The sequence below is a fragment of the Pseudomonas sp. DW-iso17 genome (genome assembly GCF_058725345.1).
In genome coordinates this window covers 152333-171419 of record NZ_JBZXEA010000046.1, presented here as the reverse complement: position 1 = coordinate 171419, position 19087 = coordinate 152333, and the positions used below count along the sequence as shown (strand labels likewise).

Genomic DNA, 19087 nt, shown 5'->3' with positions numbered 1-19087 from the left:
AGAGCCTTAAATGACCGACTATAAAGCCACGCTAAACCTTCCGGACACCGCCTTCCCAATGAAGGCCGGCCTGCCACAGCGCGAACCGCAGATCTTGCAGCGCTGGGACAGTATTGGCCTGTACGGAAAGTTGCGCGAAATTGGCAAGGATCGTCCGAAATTCGTCCTGCACGACGGCCCTCCTTATGCCAACGGCACGATTCATATCGGTCATGCGCTGAACAAGATTCTCAAGGACATGATCCTGCGCTCCAAAACCCTGTCGGGCTTTGACGCGCCCTACGTTCCGGGCTGGGACTGCCATGGCCTGCCGATCGAGCATAAAGTTGAAGTGACCTACGGCAAGAACCTGGGCGCGGACAAGACCCGCGAACTGTGCCGTGCCTACGCCACTGAGCAGATCGAAGGCCAGAAGTCCGAATTCATCCGCCTGGGCGTGCTGGGCGAGTGGGACAACCCCTACAAGACCATGAACTTCAAGAACGAGGCCGGTGAAATCCGCGCCTTGGCTGAAATCGTCAAGGGCGGTTTCGTGTTCAAGGGCCTCAAGCCCGTGAACTGGTGCTTCGACTGCGGTTCGGCCCTGGCCGAAGCGGAAGTGGAGTACGAAGACAAGAAGTCCTCGACCATCGACGTGGCCTTCCCGATCGCCGACGACGCCAAGCTGGCCGAGGCCTTTGGCCTGGCAAGCCTGAGCAAGCCAGCGGCCATCGTGATCTGGACCACTACCCCGTGGACCATCCCGGCCAACCAGGCGCTGAACGTGCACCCGGAATTCACCTACGCCCTGGTGGACGTCGGTGATCGCCTGCTGGTGCTGGCCGAAGAAATGGTCGAGTCGTGCCTGGCGCGTTACGAACTAAAAGGTTCGGTGATCGCCACCACCACTGGTTCTGCGCTGGAGCTGATTAACTTCCGTCACCCGTTCTATGACCGTCTGTCGCCGGTGTACCTGGCTGACTACGTCGAGTTGGGTTCGGGTACCGGCATTGTCCACTGCTCGCCTGCCTATGGGGTGGACGACTTCGTGATCTGCAAGAAGTACGGCATGGTCAACGATGACATCATCAACCCGGTGCAGAGCAATGGCGTCTACGTGCCTTCGCTCGAGTTCTTCGGTGGCCAGTTCATCTTCAAGGCTGACCAGCCGATCATCGAAAAGCTGCGTGAAGTCGGTGCGTTGATGCAAACCGCCACCATCCAGCACAGCTACATGCATTGCTGGCGTCACAAGACCCCGCTGATCTACCGCGCTACGGCGCAGTGGTTTATCGGCATGGACAAAGAGCCGACCAGCGGCGACACCCTGCGTGTACGCTCGCTCAAAGCCATCGAAGACACCAAGTTCGTCCCGGCCTGGGGCCAGGCGCGCCTGCACTCGATGATCGCCAACCGTCCTGACTGGTGCATCTCCCGCCAGCGTAACTGGGGCGTGCCGATCCCGTTTTTCCTGAACAAGGAAAGCGGTGAGCTGCACCCGCGCACCGTCGAGCTGATGGAAGTCGTGGCCCAGCGCGTTGAACAGGAAGGCATCGAAGCCTGGTTCAAGCTGGACGCCGCCGAGCTGTTGGGCGATGAAGCGCCGCTGTACGACAAGATCAGCGACACCCTCGACGTGTGGTTCGATTCGGGCACCACTCATTGGCACGTGCTGCGCGGTTCGCACCCTATGGGCCACGAGACCGGCCCGCGTGCCGACCTGTACCTGGAAGGTTCGGACCAGCACCGTGGCTGGTTCCACTCGTCGCTGCTGACCGGTTGCGCCATCGACAACCACGCGCCGTACCGCGAGCTGCTGACCCACGGCTTCACCGTCGACGAGACGGGCCGCAAGATGTCCAAATCGCTGAAGAACGTGATCGAACCGAAAAAGATCAACGATACGTTGGGCGCCGACATCATGCGTCTGTGGGTGGCTTCCACCGATTATTCGGGTGAAATCGCCGTGTCGGACCAGATCCTGGCCCGCAGCGCCGACGCCTACCGTCGTATCCGCAATACCGCGCGCTTCATGCTGTCGAACCTGACCGGTTTCAACCCGGCCACCGACCTGCTGCCGGCCGAAGACATGCTCGCGCTGGACCGTTGGGCCGTGGACCGTACCCTGTTGTTGCAGCGCGAGTTGCAGGAACACTACGGCGAATACCGCTTCTGGAACGTCTACTCCAAGATCCACAACTTCTGCGTGCAGGAGTTGGGCGGTTTCTACCTCGATATCATCAAGGACCGCCAGTACACCACCGGCGCCAACAGCAAGGCTCGCCGTTCGGCGCAGACCGCGCTGTACCACATCAGCGAAGCGCTGGTGCGCTGGATCGCGCCGATCCTGGCGTTCACCGCCGACGAGCTGTGGGAATACCTGCCGGGCGAGCGTAACGAGTCGGTCATGCTCAACACCTGGTACGAAGGCCTGACCGAACTGCCGGCCGACTTCGAACTGGGCCGCGAGTACTGGGAAGGCGTCATGGCTGTCAAGGTTGCGGTGAACAAGGAGCTGGAAGTTCAGCGTGCGGCCAAGGCCGTGGGCGGCAACCTGCAAGCCGAAGTCACCTTGTTTGCCGAGGACGGCCTGACTGCCGACCTGGCCAAGCTGAGCAACGAACTGCGCTTCGTACTGATCACCTCCACCGCGAGCCTGGCACCTTTCGCCCAGGCCCCGGCAGATGCCGTGGTCACCGAGGTGCCGGGCCTGAAGCTCAAGGTGGTGAAGTCGGCCTTCCCTAAATGCGCCCGTTGCTGGCACTGCCGTGAAGATGTCGGCGTGAACCCTGAGCACCCGGAAATCTGTGGTCGTTGTGTCGACAACATCAGCGGTGAAGGCGAGGTTCGTCACTATGCCTAATACAGCCAGTCGTTTCGGACGTCTGGGCTGGCTCGTACTGAGCCTGCTGGTGCTGGTCATTGACCAGGTCAGCAAGGCTCACTTCGAGGGCTCCCTGGAAATGTTCCAGCAAATCGTGGTGATCCCGGATTACTTCAGCTGGACCCTGGCCTATAACACGGGTGCCGCCTTCAGCTTCCTCGCTGATGGCGGTGGCTGGCAGCGCTGGCTGTTCGCGCTGATCGCCGTGGTGGTCAGCGCCGTGCTGGTGGTGTGGCTCAAGCGCCTGGGCCGCGACGACACCTGGCTGGCTATCGCGCTGGCCCTGGTGTTGGGCGGCGCGCTGGGTAACCTGTATGACCGCATCGCCCTGGGCCATGTGATCGACTTCATCCTGGTGCATTGGCAGAACCGCCACTACTTCCCGGCGTTCAACTTTGCCGACAGCGCCATCACCGTTGGTGCAATCATGCTGGCGCTGGATATGTTCAAGAGCAAGAAAACCGGAGAAACCGTCAATGACTGATCAGGTATTGGCTGAGCAACGCATCGGCCAGAACACGGAAGTCACTTTGCATTTCGCATTGCGCCTGGAAAATGGCGACACGGTCGACAGCACCTTCGACAAAGCCCCGGCGACCTTCAAGGTTGGCGACGGTAACCTGCTGCCTGGTTTTGAAGCGGCATTGTTCGGGTTCAAGGCGGGCGACAAGCGCAACCTGCAGATCCTGCCGGAAAACGCTTTCGGCCAACCCAACCCGCAAAACGTGCAGATCATCCCGCGTTCGCAGTTCGAAGGTATGGACCTGTCGGAAGGTTTGCTGGTGATCTTCAATGATGCGGCCAATACCGAATTGCCCGGTGTGGTTAAAGCCTTCGATGATGCGCAAGTGACCATCGATTTCAACCATCCGTTGGCCGGTAAAACCTTGACGTTTGATGTTGAAATCATCGACGTTAAAGCGCTCTAACTGACGAAACCGGTTCCTGTGGGGCTGGCTTGTGTGGGAGCTGGCTTGCCTGCGATAGCATCACCTAGGTGTATCTGATACATCGAGTCGTTTGCATCGCGGGCAAGCCCGCTCCCACAGATGCTTATTCTATAGAGCTGAGTTGATCCAATTTCTTGGCCTGCAAGGCACGAGGCACAGCATGCAAATCAAACTCGCCAACCCCCGTGGCTTCTGCGCTGGCGTGGACCGGGCGATCGAAATCGTCAACCGCGCCCTGGAGGTCTTCGGGCCGCCGATTTATGTGCGCCACGAAGTCGTGCATAACAAGTTCGTGGTCGAAGACCTGCGCGCACGCGGTGCGATCTTTGTCGAAGAACTCGATCAGGTACCCGACGACGTTATCGTCATCTTCAGTGCCCATGGCGTGTCCCAGGCCGTGCGTACCGAAGCGGCTGGCCGTGGCCTTAAAGTGTTCGATGCCACCTGCCCGCTGGTGACCAAGGTGCACATCGAGGTGGCCCGTTATAGCCGCGACGGTCGCGAATGCATCCTGATCGGCCATGCCGGTCACCCGGAGGTCGAAGGCACCATGGGCCAGTACGACGCCAGCAACGGCGGCGCCATCTACCTGGTGGAAGACGAAAAAGACGTTGCCAACTTGCAGGTACACAACCCTGATCGTCTGGCTTTCGTCACCCAGACCACCTTGTCCATGGACGATACCAGCCGCGTCATCGACGCCCTGCGCACGCGGTTTCCTGCTATTGGCGGCCCCCGCAAGGATGACATCTGCTACGCCACGCAAAACCGCCAGGATGCGGTCAAGCAACTGGCGGACGAATGCGATGTAGTGCTGGTGGTCGGCAGCCCTAACAGTTCCAACTCCAACCGCCTGCGCGAGCTGGCCGAGCGCATGGCCACACCGGCGTACCTGATCGACGGCGCCGAAGACATGCAGCGCAGCTGGTTCGACGGTGTCGAGCGTATCGGCATCACGGCGGGCGCCTCCGCTCCGGAAGTACTGGTGCGCGGTGTGATCCAACAGTTGCAAGCCTGGGGTGCCACCGGCGCCGATGAGCTGGCGGGCCGTGAAGAAAACATCACGTTCTCCATGCCCAAGGAACTGCGGGTCCGCTCGCTGCTCTGACGGCCAGGGTGCTGGAATAGCCTCGGCATAATGCCTGTTCGGTCTTGTCACTGCGCAGGCTGATGCGCCCGCTGGGGGCCAGCACGATCTGATACAGGCTCTGTGCCTGGTCCTTGTCACACACATGTACGGTGCCGGCACGAAATCCCCCGCCGGCAAACACCGGCTCCCCCAGGCCGTTGAAGCGCACCTGGCTCGTAACCGGGCCATTCCCGGCCACCGACACGCGCCCATTGCCCTCGCGCTCCAGCAATACTGGATTGTCGTCATCCAGGTGGCCGCGCCCACTCACATCCAGTATCACGCGCCATCCCAGGCTCCAGTCCTCGTCCTTTGCATGAATGACCACCGCCCGGTTGCGCGCGATGGCCTCGGTGCGTGCGTAGCGCAGCCCGGAGGCGAGTGCTTGGGCCGCGTTTTGTCGTTGTTGCGATTCAAGCAAGCCCTTGAAACCGGGTACGGCCAGTTGCGCGAGAAAACTGGTGACGATCAGCCCCAGCAGCTTTTCAATCAGGGTGAATCCTTTTTGTTTCATGTGCGTTCCCTCCATGGGCACGAGTGGGTTTTCTAGGTATAGCGCTTGGTCCTTGGCGCTGGATGATGGCCTTTATGTCCAAAGTATTTCCCTTTGTTCCGGGAGCAGCGCCGCTCGAAAACCGACGCTAGTCTTGGGTCGCACAGCAGGCCTTGCCTGCTTTTTTCTCCGGCCTTCGACATGGATGACGACGCAAATGCCTGCCTGCCAGAACCGATTCCTGCGCGTTGCGCACTTGCGCCAATCCGGCATGACACTGGTCGAGGTGCTGGTCGCGCTGTTGATTTTGGCGATCGGCCTGATGGGCGCTGCGGTGCTGCAACTCAACGCGCTCAAGTACACCAACAGCGCCAGGATGACCAGCCAAGCCAGTTTTATTGCCTACGACATGCTCGACCGCATTCGCAGCAATGCTGGCGCCGATTACACATGGGGCCGGGCGGAGCTGGCGCCACCCAGCACTGCCACCGCCAGCGTACGTGACCTGGACCTGCACGATTTCGAAGCCAATATCATGGGTTTTGCCGGCGAGGATGCCAAAGGATCAGTGGTGGTGAACGGGCACGAGGTCACCATCAGCATCAGTTGGGCGGATGCTCGGGCAGCAAATCGCCCTGGGGCGCGGGAAACCTTCACCCTGACCAGTCGCATCAGCAATGAACAGGGAGTGTCGCAATGAAGCGTCTTGGGCGAGGTTTCAGCCTGGTGGAAGTGTTGCTGGCGCTCGCCATCGGGTTGGTCATGATACTGGGGGCAAGCCAGATACTGATCAGCTCGCGGTTGACCCATGCCAGCCAGCAGGCCGCCATGGTGCTGCAGGATGATGCGCGCTTTGTGCTGAGCAAGATCACCCAGGATATTCGCCAGGCGGGCATGCTGGGGTGTTTGGCCGTGGCCGCTATCGACAATGCTCCGGCTGCCTTTGATCGGCCGATAAGCTGGGAAGCGGCGGGGAGTGCGAAGTCACTGACGCTGGTGACCGCGAATGTCGGCGATGGCGTCGGCAGGCCTGACTGGACAGTGTTGTCCGACTGCAAGGAGGCGGCCAGGGCTTATGCAGGCACGCCACCCGGCGCCGAGCCCGGCCAACTTCGCTTTGGCATACGCCAACTTACCTACACCTACGAATCGGGCCAGTTGAAGATCAGTACCCCGGCGGCGCCGGCCAGGGCGGTATTGATGGATAACGTAAGGGCGTTCGACGTCAGCTTCGGCATGGCAGCCACCTCGGCATCAACAGTTGTGGAGCGCTATGACAGCCATCCCGCCGATGAGTCGCTGATACGTAGCGTGCGCATCCTCATGACCCTTCAAGACCCCGCTGGGCGGGTGAAGGACCAGACCTACAGTGTCGTGGCGGCACTGCGAAATCGGCTGGGGTAGGGGCAATGATCATGCATGGCGGCATTCATGTACGGCAGACCGGGATGGTGCTGCTGATCAGTCTGGTGTTCCTGTTGGTGCTGTCGCAGGTGGGACTGTCATCAATACAGGCTGCGGTCTCCCAGCAAAAAGTCGCGAGCAGCCTGTGGCATCGCAATCAATCGCTTCAATCTGCCGAAAGCGGCCTGAGATTGGGGGAGTCGACCGTGCAAAAGGTTGGCCAGGCGATGCCTGTCTGCCACTCGATCATCCGTTGTGCGCCGCCTGCTGAAGCGTCTTCCTTGACGGCGGCCGGGACGAACCCGGTCTCGGCGGTCACCTGGCTCGCCTTGAAGGATGGGTTTTATGGCATTCAATCTCTTGGGGAAGGTGCAGGGCTTGCTCATTTACCCCCCCAAACCTTAGGCACACTTTTTCGTGTCACCTCGGTCGGGCTTGCGGGGCAAACGCGCACGGTGCTGGAGACGGTCTATGCACGGGTGGAGGAGGGCGGCCGCGTCAAGTTTCGACGGGTCTTATGGCGGCAACTTCAATAAGGAGCAATCGGATGGGCAAGGAGAGCCAGGGTTTTACCCTGATTGAGTTACTGATCGTCGTGGCGATCATCGCGTTGCTGGCCGGGATTGCGTATCCCGGGTACCTCAGCCAGGTGAAGAAGGTGTATCGGGCGCAGATCGTCGCGTTGTTGAGCGAACAGGCCCAGCACCTGGAGCGTTCTTATACGAGGAATGGCACTTTTATTGATGCAGGCGACGTCAGCGCGGGCAATGATCATTATAGAATCAGTGCCGTCCTCAACCCTCAGGATTTTGACCTGCTCGCCACTCCCGCTGCGGACTCGGTCATGGCGAACGACGCATGCGCAGCATTCAGCTTGACCAGCACCGGTATGCGCGGCAACCCGGGAGCAGGGCCTGAAATGTCGCCCAAGGTCTGCTGGGGGCAAGGATGAGCGTACTTGAAGCGTGGGCGCCGGGCGCGCCTTTCCCTGTTTATCGGCTGGATCAAATGATGGCTAAGCAACAGCAAGTGGTGATTGTCGGCGGCGGAGTAATCGGGCTGTTGACGGCGTACAACCTCGCCAGTGAGGGCCAGGCGGTCACGCTGCTGGAGCGCGGTGGGCTTGGGCAAGAGTCTTCCTGGGCGGGCGGTGGGATTGTCTCGCCGTTGTACCCGTGGCGCTATAGCCAGGCGGTCACTGCCTTGGCCCATTGGTCCCAGGATTTTTACCCGCAACTGGCGCAACGGCTGTTTGCAGCGACCGGCGTCGATCCAGAGGTACATACCACGGGGTTGTATTGGCTCGACCTGGATGACGAAGCGCAAGCACTGGCCTGGGCTGCCCGTGAAGGGAGACCGTTGAGCAAGGTGGACGTATCTGCGGCCCATGACGCGGTGCCGGTGTTGGGGGGTGGCTATTCTCAGGCGATCTACATGGCCGATGTGGCCAACGTACGCAACCCGCGCCTGGTCAAATCACTGAAGGCGGCCCTGCTGGCGTTGCCGAACGTGACGATTTGCGAGCAATGCGATGTGTCGGGTTTTGTGCTCGGCGACGGCAGGGTGGTGGGTGTGAATACCGCTACGGGCCAGGTTTTGGGGGATCAGGTGGTGCTCGCGGCCGGCGCCTGGAGCGGACAATTGTTGGGTACGCTGGGCTTGGGGCTACCCGTGGAGCCGGTCAAAGGCCAAATGATCCTGTACAAATGCGCGTCCGACTTTTTATCCAGCATGGTCCTGGCCAAGGGGCGTTATGCGATTCCCCGGCGGGATGGGCACATCCTGATCGGCAGCACGTTGGAGCATGAAGGATTCGACAAGACGCCAACCGACACCGCGCTGGAAAGCCTCAAGGCGTCTGCGCTGGAACTGATTCCCGCCTTGGCGGACGCCGAGGTGGTCGGGCATTGGGCCGGTTTACGGCCTGGCTCCCCCGAAGGTATACCGTTTATCGGTGAGGTCCCTGGCTTCAAGGGGTTGTGGCTCAATTGCGGGCATTACCGCAATGGTCTGGTACTCGCACCGGCATCTTGCCAGTTGTTCACCGACTTGCTGCTGGCGCGGGCTCCGATCATCGATCCAGCGCCTTACGCCCCCGCAGGTCGCCTCAACGCTGAATAGACTTTGGCCCTTGTTCCAGATGCGCCTGGGTGCAGTACCATTCCTGGCGTGAACTCAGTGCGCGGTCCTGCGGCAGGTGCACGCCACAGTGGGCGCAACGCACCATCAGGGCCGCATCCGGTTCGGCAGGCCGTTGCTGATGGGAGGCATTTTTTTTGAATTTGCGCCAGAACCATACCGCGGCAGCAATGACGGCAATCCAGAACAGTAGACGAAGCATGATGGGCAGTTTCTCGACAAGGAATGCGCCAGTTTAGCCAAGGTGGTCACGGGCGCACAGGGCAATAAATACTCGCTCATAAAAAAGGGAGCTCCTTCAGAGCTCCCTTTTGCGTTGCGTCGAACAATCAGTCGAACACACCGAAGGTCATGTAGCTGAACCACGAGCGGTCCTGGTTGTTGCCCAGGGCTTGCGGCTCTTCTTCTTCGATCACATCACCGTTCTCGTCGTGCGGCTTGAGATCCGAAGGAATAGCGTCCTTGGCGTCCTGGTACATCTTGATCACGTCCTGATTGGCGCGAGTTTCACCCGGCGGCAGTGGTGGACGGGACTCGATCAGGCCCAGGGTGTACTTGCTCAGCCACGAACGGTTGTCCGCTTCGGCAACCTGAGGCACGAACTGGCCGTCTTTCAGGCTAGGGTGGTCGGGGTAGTTGAGCTTCAGGGTTTCCAGGCTGGTCGTCGCCAGTGTGTCCAGGTGCAGACGCTGGTAAGCCTCGGTCATCACGGCCAGGCCGTCACCCACGGACGGGGTTTCCTGGAAGTTTTCCACCACGTAGCGGCCACGGTTGGCGGCGGCCACATAAGCCTGACGGGTCAGGTAGTAGTGGGCCACGTGGATCTCGTACGAAGCCAGCAGGTTGCGCAAGTAGATCATGCGCTGCTTGGCGTCCGGCGCGTAGCGGCTGTTGGGGTAGCGGCTGGTCAGCTGGGCGAACTCGTTATAGGAGTCACGGGCAGCACCCGGGTCGCGCTTGGTCATGTCCAGCGGCAGGAAGCGCGCCAGCAGGCCAACATCCTGGTCGAACGAGGTCAGGCCCTTCATGTAGTAGGCGTAGTCCACGTTCGGGTGCTGCGGGTGCAGGCGGATGAAACGCTCGGCAGCGGACTTGGCAGCTTCCGGCTCGGCGTTCTTGTAGTTGGCGTAGATCAGCTCAAGCTGGGCCTGGTCGGCATAGCGGCCGAACGGGTAACGCGACTCCAATGCCTTCAGCTTCGCTGTGGCGCTGGTGAAGCTATTATTGTCCAAGTCTGTCTGAGCTTGCTGGTACAGCTCGACTTCGCTCAGGTTTTCGTCGACGACGTCCTTTGTTGACGAGCAAGCAGCAGTCATGGCGAGGATGGCGATCAGCAGCAGGTGTTTCACTTGCATGGCGGCTTGCGTCCCTATGACGGCCGCTGTCTTGGGCGGGGCCGTCCTGTTATGATGAGCGCCCCGTTGAAAGCCTCGGGGCAAAAGACGCCGTATTTAACCACAAGCGCGCAGCCGAAACCAAAGGCTACGCCACGCCTAGTCTGAGCATGTCCGATAAAATTGAACTTCGCGCAGAGGTGCCGTCCGAATTGGGCGGCCAACGCCTCGATCAAGTCGCCGCACAATTATTCGCTGAGCACTCGCGCTCGCGCCTTTCCGCCTGGATCAAAGACGGCCGCCTGACTGTGGATGGAGCGGTTATCCGCCCGCGAGACATAGTCCATGGCGGTGCGATTCTTGAGCTGACTGCCGAGCAGGAAGCCCAGGGAGAATGGGTTGCCCAGGACATCGAGCTGGATATCGTCTATGAAGACGACGACATCCTGGTCATCAACAAACCCGCAGGCCTGGTGGTTCACCCGGCCGCCGGGCACGCTGATGGCACCTTGCTCAATGCCCTGTTGCACCACGTGCCGGACATCATCAATGTGCCGCGCTGCGGCATTGTTCACCGTCTGGACAAGGACACCACCGGCCTTATGGTGGTGGCCAAGACCATTCAGGCGCAGACGCAACTGGTTACGCAATTGCAGAGCCGGAGCGTCAGCCGCATCTATGAGTGCATTGTGATCGGCGTCGTTGTGGCCGGTGGCAAAATCAACGCACCCATTGGTCGTCACGGCCAGCAGCGCCAGCGTATGGCGGTGATGGAAGGTGGCAAGCAGGCCGTCAGCCACTACCGTGTGCTGGAGCGTTTCCGTTCCCACACCCATGTGCGGGTCAAGCTGGAAACCGGGCGTACCCACCAGATTCGCGTGCACATGGCGCACATCAACTTCCCGTTGGTCGGCGACCCGGCCTACGGTGGCCGCTTCCGTATTCCGCCGGCGGCCAGCCAGACCATGGTTGAGTCGCTCAAGACGTTCCCGCGCCAGGCACTGCATGCACGCTTCCTGGAACTGGATCATCCGACGAGCGGTAAGCGCATGAGCTGGGAATCGCCACTGCCAGACGATCTGGTCTGGCTGCTGTCGCTGCTCAAGCAAGATCGCGAGGCGTTTGTCGGATGAGTGACTGGCTGATACCTGACTGGCCCGCGCCGGCTCGGGTAAAAGCCTGCGTCACCACCCGTGCGGGCGGCGTCAGCCTGGCGCCGTTCGACAGCCTCAACCTGGGTGATCATGTCGAGGACAGCCTCGAGGCCGTCCTTGAGAATCGCCGTCGCCTGAGTGAGGCCTTCGATATCCAGCCTGCCTGGTTGCGTCAAGTCCATGGTACTCGCGTGGTTGAGGCCGATCCGGGCCGTACTGTCGAGGCTGACGGTAGTTGGACCAGCACCGCTGGCATCGCCTGCACAGCCATGACCGCTGATTGCCTGCCTGCGCTGTTCTGTGATCGAGCGGGCACCCGGGTTGCCGCAGCCCATGCCGGTTGGCGTGGTTTGGCGGCCGGCGTGCTGGAGGCCGCTTTCGAAAGCCTGGATAGCGCACCCGAAGACGTTCTGGTCTGGCTCGGCCCTGCCATAGGCCCACAAGCCTTTGAGGTCGGCCCGGAAGTGCGTGAAGTGTTCATGCAGCAACTGCGTGCCACCGCTGAGGCCTTTGTTCCCAGCCACAACCCTGGCAAGTACCTGGCCGACATTTACCAACTGGCGCGCCTGCGTCTGGCCGCGCGCGGTGTTAGCGCTGTGTATGGTGGCGGTTTGTGCACTGTGACCGACCCGCGTTTCTTTTCTTATCGCCGAAGCCCACGTACGGGCCGATTCGCCTCCCTTATCTGGCTTGAACGCTAGACTGTCCTGATCTGTATCAACCGTCCGCCGCTTGAAACGCCCAGAATCCACCCCATCTATAAGGGTATCTGGCAGGTTTCTTCATTCAGGATGTGTTTGTTCATAGCTCCGGCCTGCTCAAAAGGAAGGTGACTAATGCGTATTGATCGTTTAACCAGCAAATTACAGTTGGCCTTGTCCGACTCTCAATCCTTGGCGGTGGGCCTCGACCACCCGGCCATTGAGCCTGCACACTTGATGCAGGCACTCCTGGAACAGCAGGGTGGCTCTATCAAACCCTTGCTGATGCAGGTGGGCTTTGACGTCAACAGCCTGCGCAAGGAGTTGAGCAAAGAGCTCGACCAACTGCCGAAAATCCAGAATCCCACCGGGGACGTGAATATGTCCCAGGATCTGGCGCGCCTGCTCAACCAGGCCGACCGCCTGGCCCAGCAGAAAGGTGACCAGTTCATCTCCAGTGAATTGGTGTTGCTCGCCGCCATGGACGACAACAGCAAGCTCGGCAAGTTGTTGCTGGGCCAGGGCGTGAGCAAGAAAGCCCTGGAAAACGCCATCAACAACCTGCGTGGCGGCGAGGCGGTGAACGACCCTAACCATGAGGAGTCGCGCCAGGCCTTGGACAAGTACACCGTAGACCTGACCAAGCGTGCCGAAGAAGGCAAGCTGGACCCGGTGATCGGCCGTGACGACGAAATTCGTCGCACCATCCAGGTGTTGCAACGTCGCACCAAGAACAACCCCGTGTTGATCGGTGAACCTGGCGTGGGTAAAACCGCGATTGCCGAGGGCCTGGCCCAGCGCATCATTAATGGTGAAGTGCCAGACGGCCTCAAAGGCAAGCGCCTGCTGTCTCTGGATATGGGCTCGCTGATTGCCGGTGCCAAGTTCCGGGGTGAGTTCGAAGAGCGCCTCAAATCCTTGCTTAACGAATTGTCGAAGCAGGAAGGGCAGATCATTCTGTTTATCGACGAATTGCACACCATGGTCGGCGCCGGTAAGGGCGAAGGCTCCATGGACGCCGGCAACATGCTCAAGCCCGCCTTGGCGCGGGGTGAGTTGCACTGCGTCGGCGCTACTACGCTCAACGAGTACCGTCAGTACATCGAAAAGGACGCAGCCCTTGAGCGTCGCTTCCAGAAAGTACTGGTGGAAGAACCGAGCGAAGAAGACACTATCGCGATCCTGCGTGGCCTGAAAGAGCGCTATGAAGTCCACCATAAGGTGGCGATCACCGACGGTGCGATTATTGCGGCGGCCAAATTGAGCCACCGCTATATCACCGATCGCCAGTTGCCGGACAAGGCTATCGACCTGATCGACGAAGCGGCAAGCCGCATCCGTATGGAGATCGATTCCAAGCCGGAAGTGCTTGATCGCCTGGATCGGCGCCTGATTCAACTGAAAGTCGAATCCCAGGCGCTGAAGAAAGAAGAAGACGAAGCGGCCAAGAAGCGTCTGGAAAAACTCCAGGAAGAAATTGTTCGCCTGGAACGCGAGTATTCGGACCTCGAAGAAATCTGGACCTCGGAAAAAGCCGAAGTACAGGGTTCGGCGCAGATCCAGCAAAAGATCGAGCAGTCCCGTCAGGAACTCGAAGCGGCGCGCCGTAAAGGCGACCTGAACCGCATGGCCGAGTTGCAGTACGGGGTGATCCCGGACCTGGAGCGCAGCCTGCAGATGGTCGACCAGCACGGCAAGCCTGAGAACCAGTTGCTGCGCAGCAAGGTGACCGAGGAAGAAATTGCCGAAGTGGTCTCCAAGTGGACCGGTATTCCCGTGTCGAAGATGCTCGAAGGCGAGCGCGACAAGTTGCTGAAGATGGAAAGCCTGTTGCATCAGCGCGTCATCGGCCAGGAAGAGGCAGTGGTGGCGGTGTCCAACGCGGTTCGGCGTTCCCGGGCAGGTTTGTCCGACCCGAACCGTCCAAGCGGCTCGTTCATGTTCCTCGGCCCAACCGGTGTGGGTAAGACCGAGTTGTGCAAGGCCCTGGCCGAGTTCCTCTTTGATACTGAAGAGGCCATGGTGCGGATCGATATGTCCGAATTCATGGAGAAACACTCGGTGGCTCGTCTGATCGGTGCGCCACCAGGCTATGTGGGTTACGAAGAGGGCGGTTATCTGACCGAAGCCGTACGGCGCAAGCCTTACTCGGTGATCCTGCTGGATGAGGTCGAGAAGGCGCACCCGGATGTGTTCAACATCTTGCTGCAGGTGCTGGAAGATGGTCGCTTGACGGACAGCCACGGGCGCACGGTGGACTTCCGCAATACGGTGATCGTGATGACCTCCAACCTGGGCTCGGCTCAGATCCAGGAATTGGTGGGTGATCGTGAAGCCCAGCGTGCGGCGGTGATGGATGCGTTGACCACGCACTTCCGTCCGGAATTCATCAACCGGGTCGACGAAGTGGTGATCTTCGAGCCTCTGGCGCGGGATCAGATCGCGGGCATTACCGAAATTCAGTTGGGCCGCCTGCGTAGCCGTCTGGCTGAGCGCGAGTTGGACCTGGAGTTGAGCAGCGAAGCGTTGGACAAGCTGATCGCGGTCGGTTACGACCCAGTGTATGGCGCACGGCCACTCAAACGTGCGATCCAGCGCTGGATCGAGAACCCACTGGCGCAGCTGATCCTGTCGGGCAGCTTTATGCCTGGCACCCGCGTCACGGCGACGGTGAAAGACGACGAAATCGTCTTCCATTAAGGCCTGCGCTTGGCGCAACCAGAGAAGGCCCCGCATTGCGGGGCCTTTTTTTTCGATAGGGCGTTGAACTGTAAGGCAAAGGCTTGTAAAGTGCGCCCCGCAGCAACGTCAGCCCACGGGTTTCTTCTCCCCAAGAAGAAATCAGAAAGAAGCGCAAATCATTGTCTTAAAAGCAATTTAAAGGGTTGACAGGGGTTTTTAAGATTGTAGAATAGCGCGCCTCAGAGACGCTAACGTAGCGATACGGACAGGGTCGAAGAGGAAGCAACACAGCAGTAACTTTGAAATATGTAGTTCCGTGATAGCTCAGTCGGTAGAGCAAATGACTGTTAATCATTGGGTCCCAGGTTCGAGTCCTGGTCACGGAGCCAATTTCAAACCGGGGTATAGCGCAGTCCGGTAGCGCGCCTGCTTTGGGAGCAGGATGTCGGGAGTTCGAATCCCCCTACCCCGACCATATTTGGGTCGTTAGCTCAGTTGGTAGAGCAGTTGGCTTTTAACCAATTGGTCGTAGGTTCGAATCCCACACGACCCACCATTTTTGAGACCAGTTGACGCTGGAATCAAATCTTAGAATCAGAGGTTCTAGCTCTGATAGAGGCGGTTTTACGGTTTTGGAAAGTGTTACAGCACTTAGATATCGCCGTAGACATGCAGCCGTCTGAGGCGAACAGTAGTTTCGGTTCGTCATGATGTCAATGTGCATAGGCTTTGCGATGCGCATTCCGGGGTATAGCGCAGTCCGGTAGCGCGCCTGCTTTGGGAGCAGGATGTCGGGAGTTCGAATCCCCCTACCCCGACCATATTTAATGAAAAAGGCGTCTTTATGACGCCTTTTTTTGTGCCTTGAGCAAAGTCGTACCGTTCGTCTGGAAAAAATCCGGATTTCGACCTGGTTCTTTATTCCGGGCATGCGAAAGCCTCTGGCCAACCAGAATTCCCTATAGCCAGTGCGCTTTGATTATGAGCGTACTAGGGCGATGCTCTGGAAAATGATGAGCTTCGCATTGAATGCTCAGTTGAGGTGCGTTTCCTGAATGTGCCGACACCAAGCCCGCTCGCCATTAGCGTCAATAGTAGACTCTGCTCTACTTGATCTACTGGTGGGTCCATAGAGCATGTCATTGACTCGCGATGCAGTTGCGCAGATGCGAGCTCGAGAGCCTTCTGTAGCGCGCTTCGGCCAGTCGACTTGGTCCGCCGATCAATACTGACCTCTGTGCTGCTAGATTGTTGTGGAGCTGGCAGCTTCTTGGGCTCTGGTTGAGCGGTTTCCTGTGAATGCACACCTATTTTGGCGGGTAAGGGGGCAGAGGGTTTGCCACTTGGATCAACCCGTGTCACTCGGCTCAGAGCGCCCTGAGCCCGACTCCGCTCATGTAGAACAGCACGCATATGGTCGTAGTCCGCCTCTATGTAATTCATCGTTGTCGCTAGATTCGAATGATTCAGCAGGCTTTTCGTGAGATGAATGTTTCGCTCAGGCTGCTTCATCAAGTCTGTTGCTAATGTGTGCCTGAAGCGGTGAGGGGTCATGCGCACGCCGATCTTATCGGTGAGCTTGCCGTACATTGACTCCACCAGGTCGATGTTCATTTCCTTGCCATGGAAGTGACGAGAGAATCTGTTGACGTTGAACAGCTGATCGTCTGGTGAAAAACCGATTTTCTCGGCCTCCCCCAAGATCCTGGATAAGTGTGGAGCGAGTCCTTCCATAATGGGGAGGAAAAACTCCCGATGGGTCTTCTCTGTTTCACCGCGGACCAAGATCATCTGGCTGTCCCAGTCGATATCTTTGTAACGCAGGCACAGCAGGGCATTCAGACGTATGCCTGTGTAATAAAACATCTCGAAGACGCTGAGCCAGAACCAGGCAGGTGTGATCTGGCTACGTTCATGCGTACAACGTTCTTGGCCTACAAGGGATATGAGCCAGTTGCGTGCTCGTTGGATGGCGTCTCCATTGATTGTCTTGCTGGCTCGCTTTGGTGGGATAACGCTGGTTTTCTTGAATGGGTTGATCGTGGTATGGGTCATCAGGCCGTGTTCTATGGCGTAGCCCCAAACAGTTCGAAGGTGATTTGAATAGGTGTTCCAGCTGCGTTTGGATAATCCGTTCTCAAGGACTTTTTTTCGCCATGTCAGAACCGCACGATGATCGATCTCCTCAACTGAGGCCGTTCGGAAATGCTTGAGTAGTGCTTTGGTCGAGGCGCGATAGATCTTTGCACTGGCAGGCCGCAGATCATGGGCAAAGATGTATTCCTCCGTCAGATTCGAGGGCGTCGTCATTGTGGCGGCTCCGTTGCTTCTGACTTCAAGGACAGGCTGATATTGTCGAAAGGGACCTCAGAGAAGATTGTTCGCGGGTCTAGTAGTAAGTACCCCTTGAGCTGCTTGGATTTTCGAGGTCCAACAACGTCACAGGTCCAAATATTCAAACTCTTATGCGTTTTTCGATGAAGTTTCTGTTTCTCGAAACTACGTTGAACCAGCTGCCAGGCGCTGACTTGCTGTACTTTGGCTTGCTGTTCGATATGGGGGAATTCAAGGACGTAGCGTTTGAAAATTCCAGGCGTTACCAGCATAGCGGTCCCTGCTACGGTATGAACCAGCGCTTTGGTATCGTTGATAATGATGGTCCGGGATGCGATGCCTTTCTTAAGCCATTCAACAAATCCCTGACCGATCTCGGTGTTATTGCTAGGCATCGGAGTGACTTCTTCGATTATTGCTAAAGGCGCACCTCCTTGATTGGAGGTTTGGGAAGGCTGGATTTCATCCAGTTTCGGAGGCGCGGTATGTGCCGCTGAGACCGCTTTGTTTTTGGTGTCTTCTGATGGCTCATTGATGTTACCAAGGAGCGCCAGTAGCTCGTCAAATTCATCTGTACTGCTCGAGGAATGCTGAGGTAGTTCGAACGGTGATGGCTGTGCCGGTGCTAAAGGCGCCGGCACAGGGCTGGATTGAATTTCCGAAGGCAACTTTTTGGCCGGTGTGGCGACGGTATTTTCAGCTGCAGAGTCTTCTACCGGGTTGCCAGCTTCTACCTCAAGAGTCCCAGCGTAAGCTGTGGGCCGATCACTTGGATCATTCCAGATCAGTGCCGGTGAGAGCTTCAGCAGGGTGAAGGTGTTTCGCCAGCCACGACCATTGTCTATCGTGGCTTTCCAGATTGCCTTGTCTTGGGCATTGGTTTGGATTACCCCCTGATCTTGCAGCATGTTGAAGAAAGGCGCATTCGTACTGGGTACACCTTCAACGCCTTTGGTCAGCAAATAGGCTCGCAATTGATCAGCAATAGGCTTGCTAACCAGCCAAAGAGCATCCTGTGTCAGCCATCCATCTGACGGTCCATCGGGTTGATTCAGTTTGAATGTATCTCGGACCAGGTGACGCAACCCATCTGCTAATTGACGCTGCAAAGACTGTTTGGGCGCGGACAGCGCGCGGGCTGGATTTCCACCGAGCTCCTGTGCGACGGACGCCTGATCGGCCTTGACCACGATCTCTCCCAAAATGCCGGCATGTTCGTACTGACCAGCCAAAATGAAGATTAACTGCGACCACACTTCGGGGAAATTACTGAGCCAATCTAAGATTTCTGAGGAGAGGATCTGCGCGTAGATCAGTGCGGCAGCGGCTCCGTGAAGTTGGTAGTTGCGTCCTTTCACGTAACGGAATCGATAGGGACGATCGATTGGGCCGTGCCACGGGTGCCAGGTTTTACCTCCTGCCAGCTCGACGTGCACGTCGACGGCGATCTTGCCGAGGTCGTGTATCAGAGCGCCGTAAGCCGCGGCGGCAGTCCAGGCCTCAGCCTGTGCTGATTGAGACTCCGGCGGTGCGCCTATAGGAAGCAGGTAGCTCTGTCGAATTTTCAAGGCATAGGCGACGATTTCAAGCCCGTGATCCAGCATGCCGCCAGGGTGTGCATGATGGTGGTTTTGCGAAGCAGGGAGCTGCTGGACCAACTCCGCGTAGCGCTCAAGTGGACGCCTATAGAGCTCGACAAACTGTGAGCGAGATAACGATGCGCGCTGCCAAATGTTCTCCAGTAGTTTCTGACGGCGCGGCGATGCCAGTAGTGCTTGGCTAGAGGCCGGCTGTATAAAACCGTTAGGGGAGGGGCTTTGGGCGGGTAGCGCTTTATTGCGGCGGAAAATAGAGAACATCGCCTGCTCCGTAAATGATTCATGGGGCAGGCTTTTCTCCTATCA

17 protein-coding genes and 4 tRNA genes are annotated in these 19087 nt (G+C 58.5%); 16 read left to right on the top strand and 5 right to left on the bottom strand.

Annotated elements, in window-relative coordinates:
- Positions 1 to 10: 10 nt before the first annotated feature.
- The 4 genes from ileS (at position 11) to ispH (ending at position 4921) form a co-directional block, all read left to right on the top strand.
- Positions 11 to 2842, top strand: a complete 2832-nt coding sequence (ileS, locus tag AC4PS6_RS25855) for an isoleucine--tRNA ligase (protein WP_019817502.1) — start codon at positions 11 to 13, stop codon at positions 2840 to 2842.
- Entirely contained in the window at positions 2835 to 3347 is a 513-nt protein-coding gene (gene lspA, locus AC4PS6_RS25850; RefSeq protein ID WP_014716859.1) for a signal peptidase II, read from the top strand. The genes ileS and lspA overlap by 8 nt, the downstream gene beginning before the upstream one ends.
- 7 nt (positions 3348 to 3354) lie before the next feature.
- Positions 3355 to 3792 carry an FKBP-type peptidyl-prolyl cis-trans isomerase gene (locus tag AC4PS6_RS25845; protein WP_169855857.1) on the top strand — a complete coding sequence of 146 codons (438 nt, stop codon included), beginning with the start codon at positions 3355 to 3357 and terminating at the stop codon, positions 3790 to 3792.
- A gap of 181 nt (positions 3793 to 3973) precedes the next feature.
- Positions 3974 to 4921, top strand: a complete 948-nt coding sequence (ispH, locus tag AC4PS6_RS25840) for a 4-hydroxy-3-methylbut-2-enyl diphosphate reductase (protein ID WP_003188409.1) — start codon at positions 3974 to 3976, stop codon at positions 4919 to 4921.
- Here ispH and AC4PS6_RS25835 read toward each other — a convergent pair.
- Positions 4875 to 5456, bottom strand: a complete 582-nt coding sequence (locus AC4PS6_RS25835) for a GspH/FimT family pseudopilin (RefSeq protein WP_336827358.1) — start codon at positions 5454 to 5456, stop codon at positions 4875 to 4877. The genes ispH and AC4PS6_RS25835 overlap by 47 nt on opposite strands.
- Before the next feature lie 196 nt (positions 5457 to 5652).
- Here AC4PS6_RS25835 and pilV point away from each other — a divergent pair, with 196 nt between their 5' ends.
- Genes pilV through thiO form a run of 5 tightly spaced genes read left to right on the top strand, consistent with a single transcriptional unit; the run spans position 5653 to position 8960 of the window.
- Complete coding sequence (gene pilV / locus AC4PS6_RS25830; protein WP_014716861.1) at positions 5653 to 6135, top strand: type IV pilus modification protein PilV; 483 nt, start codon at positions 5653 to 5655, stop codon at positions 6133 to 6135.
- Positions 6132 to 6839 carry a PilW family protein gene (locus AC4PS6_RS25825; RefSeq protein ID WP_020302964.1) on the top strand — a complete coding sequence of 236 codons (708 nt, stop codon included), beginning with the start codon at positions 6132 to 6134 and terminating at the stop codon, positions 6837 to 6839. The genes pilV and AC4PS6_RS25825 overlap by 4 nt, the downstream gene beginning before the upstream one ends.
- Positions 6840 to 6844: 5 nt before the next feature.
- A complete protein-coding gene (locus tag AC4PS6_RS25820; protein WP_336827357.1) occupies positions 6845 to 7375 on the top strand; it encodes a pilus assembly PilX family protein in 531 nt (176 codons plus the stop codon).
- Positions 7376 to 7386: 11 nt separating this feature from the next.
- Positions 7387 to 7791 carry a type IV pilin protein gene (locus AC4PS6_RS25815; RefSeq protein ID WP_020302966.1) on the top strand — a complete coding sequence of 135 codons (405 nt, stop codon included), beginning with the start codon at positions 7387 to 7389 and terminating at the stop codon, positions 7789 to 7791.
- 59 nt (positions 7792 to 7850) lie between these two features.
- The gene (thiO, locus tag AC4PS6_RS25810; RefSeq protein WP_014716864.1) at positions 7851 to 8960 is read left to right on the top strand and encodes a glycine oxidase ThiO; all 1110 of its coding nucleotides are present in this window, start codon (positions 7851 to 7853) and stop codon (positions 8958 to 8960) included.
- Here thiO and AC4PS6_RS25805 read toward each other — a convergent pair.
- Both AC4PS6_RS25805 and AC4PS6_RS25800 read right to left on the bottom strand, forming a co-directional pair.
- Positions 8947 to 9180: a PP0621 family protein gene (locus AC4PS6_RS25805; protein WP_014716865.1), complete on the bottom strand. Its 234-nt coding sequence runs from the start codon at positions 9178 to 9180 to the stop codon at positions 8947 to 8949. The two genes, thiO and AC4PS6_RS25805, sit on opposite strands and share 14 nt — an antisense overlap.
- 127 nt (positions 9181 to 9307) lie before the next feature.
- Positions 9308 to 10333, bottom strand: coding sequence for an outer membrane protein assembly factor BamD (locus tag AC4PS6_RS25800; RefSeq protein WP_003188421.1), 1026 nt, complete (start codon positions 10331 to 10333; stop codon positions 9308 to 9310).
- Positions 10334 to 10482: 149 nt separating this feature from the next.
- Between AC4PS6_RS25800 and rluD the strand changes: the two genes are divergently transcribed.
- From rluD to AC4PS6_RS25765, 7 genes are all read left to right on the top strand, one after another.
- Positions 10483 to 11445, top strand: a complete 963-nt coding sequence (rluD, locus tag AC4PS6_RS25795; protein WP_003188422.1) for a 23S rRNA pseudouridine(1911/1915/1917) synthase RluD — start codon at positions 10483 to 10485, stop codon at positions 11443 to 11445.
- The gene (gene pgeF, locus AC4PS6_RS25790) at positions 11442 to 12167 is read left to right on the top strand and encodes a peptidoglycan editing factor PgeF (RefSeq protein ID WP_019817499.1); all 726 of its coding nucleotides are present in this window, start codon (positions 11442 to 11444) and stop codon (positions 12165 to 12167) included. The genes rluD and pgeF overlap by 4 nt, the downstream gene beginning before the upstream one ends.
- Before the next feature lie 135 nt (positions 12168 to 12302).
- Positions 12303 to 14867, top strand: coding sequence for an ATP-dependent chaperone ClpB (clpB, locus tag AC4PS6_RS25785; protein ID WP_014716867.1), 2565 nt, complete (start codon positions 12303 to 12305; stop codon positions 14865 to 14867).
- A 295-nt stretch (positions 14868 to 15162) separates the two neighbouring features.
- Positions 15163 to 15238 (top strand) — tRNA-Asn (locus tag AC4PS6_RS25780).
- Positions 15239 to 15247: 9 nt separating this feature from the next.
- A tRNA-Pro gene (locus AC4PS6_RS25775) sits at positions 15248 to 15324 on the top strand.
- 5 nt (positions 15325 to 15329) lie between these two features.
- Positions 15330 to 15405 (top strand) — tRNA-Lys (locus tag AC4PS6_RS25770).
- 188 nt (positions 15406 to 15593) lie between these two features.
- A tRNA-Pro gene (locus AC4PS6_RS25765) sits at positions 15594 to 15670 on the top strand.
- Positions 15671 to 15839: 169 nt separating this feature from the next.
- On the opposite strand, the gene AC4PS6_RS25760 is transcribed toward AC4PS6_RS25765, so the two are convergent.
- Positions 15840 to 17159 (bottom strand): site-specific integrase, encoded by a 1320-nt coding sequence (locus AC4PS6_RS25760; RefSeq protein ID WP_492181059.1) that lies wholly within the window; start codon positions 17157 to 17159, stop codon positions 15840 to 15842.
- Positions 17156 to 19042, bottom strand: coding sequence for a MobH family relaxase (mobH, locus tag AC4PS6_RS25755; RefSeq protein ID WP_008432854.1), 1887 nt, complete (start codon positions 19040 to 19042; stop codon positions 17156 to 17158). Before mobH ends, AC4PS6_RS25760 begins: the two co-directional genes overlap by 4 nt.
- Positions 19043 to 19087: the final 45 nt, after the last annotated feature.

Excerpts from the sequence above, each read along its gene's own strand:
- ileS (WP_019817502.1), top strand. The coding sequence starts at position 11 with ATGACCGACTATAAAGCCACGCTAAACCTTCCGGACACCGCCTTCCCA.
- lspA (WP_014716859.1), top strand. The coding sequence starts at position 2,835 with ATGCCTAATACAGCCAGTCGTTTCGGACGTCTGGGCTGGCTCGTACTG.
- ispH (WP_003188409.1), top strand. The coding sequence starts at position 3,974 with ATGCAAATCAAACTCGCCAACCCCCGTGGCTTCTGCGCTGGCGTGGAC.
- AC4PS6_RS25835 (WP_336827358.1), bottom strand. The coding sequence starts at position 5,456 with ATGAAACAAAAAGGATTCACCCTGATTGAAAAGCTGCTGGGGCTGATC.
- pilV (WP_014716861.1), top strand. The coding sequence starts at position 5,653 with ATGCCTGCCTGCCAGAACCGATTCCTGCGCGTTGCGCACTTGCGCCAA.
- AC4PS6_RS25825 (WP_020302964.1), top strand. The coding sequence starts at position 6,132 with ATGAAGCGTCTTGGGCGAGGTTTCAGCCTGGTGGAAGTGTTGCTGGCG.
- AC4PS6_RS25820 (WP_336827357.1), top strand. The coding sequence starts at position 6,845 with ATGATCATGCATGGCGGCATTCATGTACGGCAGACCGGGATGGTGCTG.
- AC4PS6_RS25815 (WP_020302966.1), top strand. The coding sequence starts at position 7,387 with ATGGGCAAGGAGAGCCAGGGTTTTACCCTGATTGAGTTACTGATCGTC.
- thiO (WP_014716864.1), top strand. The coding sequence starts at position 7,851 with ATGGCTAAGCAACAGCAAGTGGTGATTGTCGGCGGCGGAGTAATCGGG.
- AC4PS6_RS25805 (WP_014716865.1), bottom strand. The coding sequence starts at position 9,180 with ATGCTTCGTCTACTGTTCTGGATTGCCGTCATTGCTGCCGCGGTATGG.
- AC4PS6_RS25800 (WP_003188421.1), bottom strand. The coding sequence starts at position 10,333 with ATGCAAGTGAAACACCTGCTGCTGATCGCCATCCTCGCCATGACTGCT.
- rluD (WP_003188422.1), top strand. The coding sequence starts at position 10,483 with ATGTCCGATAAAATTGAACTTCGCGCAGAGGTGCCGTCCGAATTGGGC.
- pgeF (WP_019817499.1), top strand. The coding sequence starts at position 11,442 with ATGAGTGACTGGCTGATACCTGACTGGCCCGCGCCGGCTCGGGTAAAA.
- clpB (WP_014716867.1), top strand. The coding sequence starts at position 12,303 with ATGCGTATTGATCGTTTAACCAGCAAATTACAGTTGGCCTTGTCCGAC.
- AC4PS6_RS25760 (WP_492181059.1), bottom strand. The coding sequence starts at position 17,159 with ATGACGACGCCCTCGAATCTGACGGAGGAATACATCTTTGCCCATGAT.
- mobH (WP_008432854.1), bottom strand. The coding sequence starts at position 19,042 with ATGTTCTCTATTTTCCGCCGCAATAAAGCGCTACCCGCCCAAAGCCCC.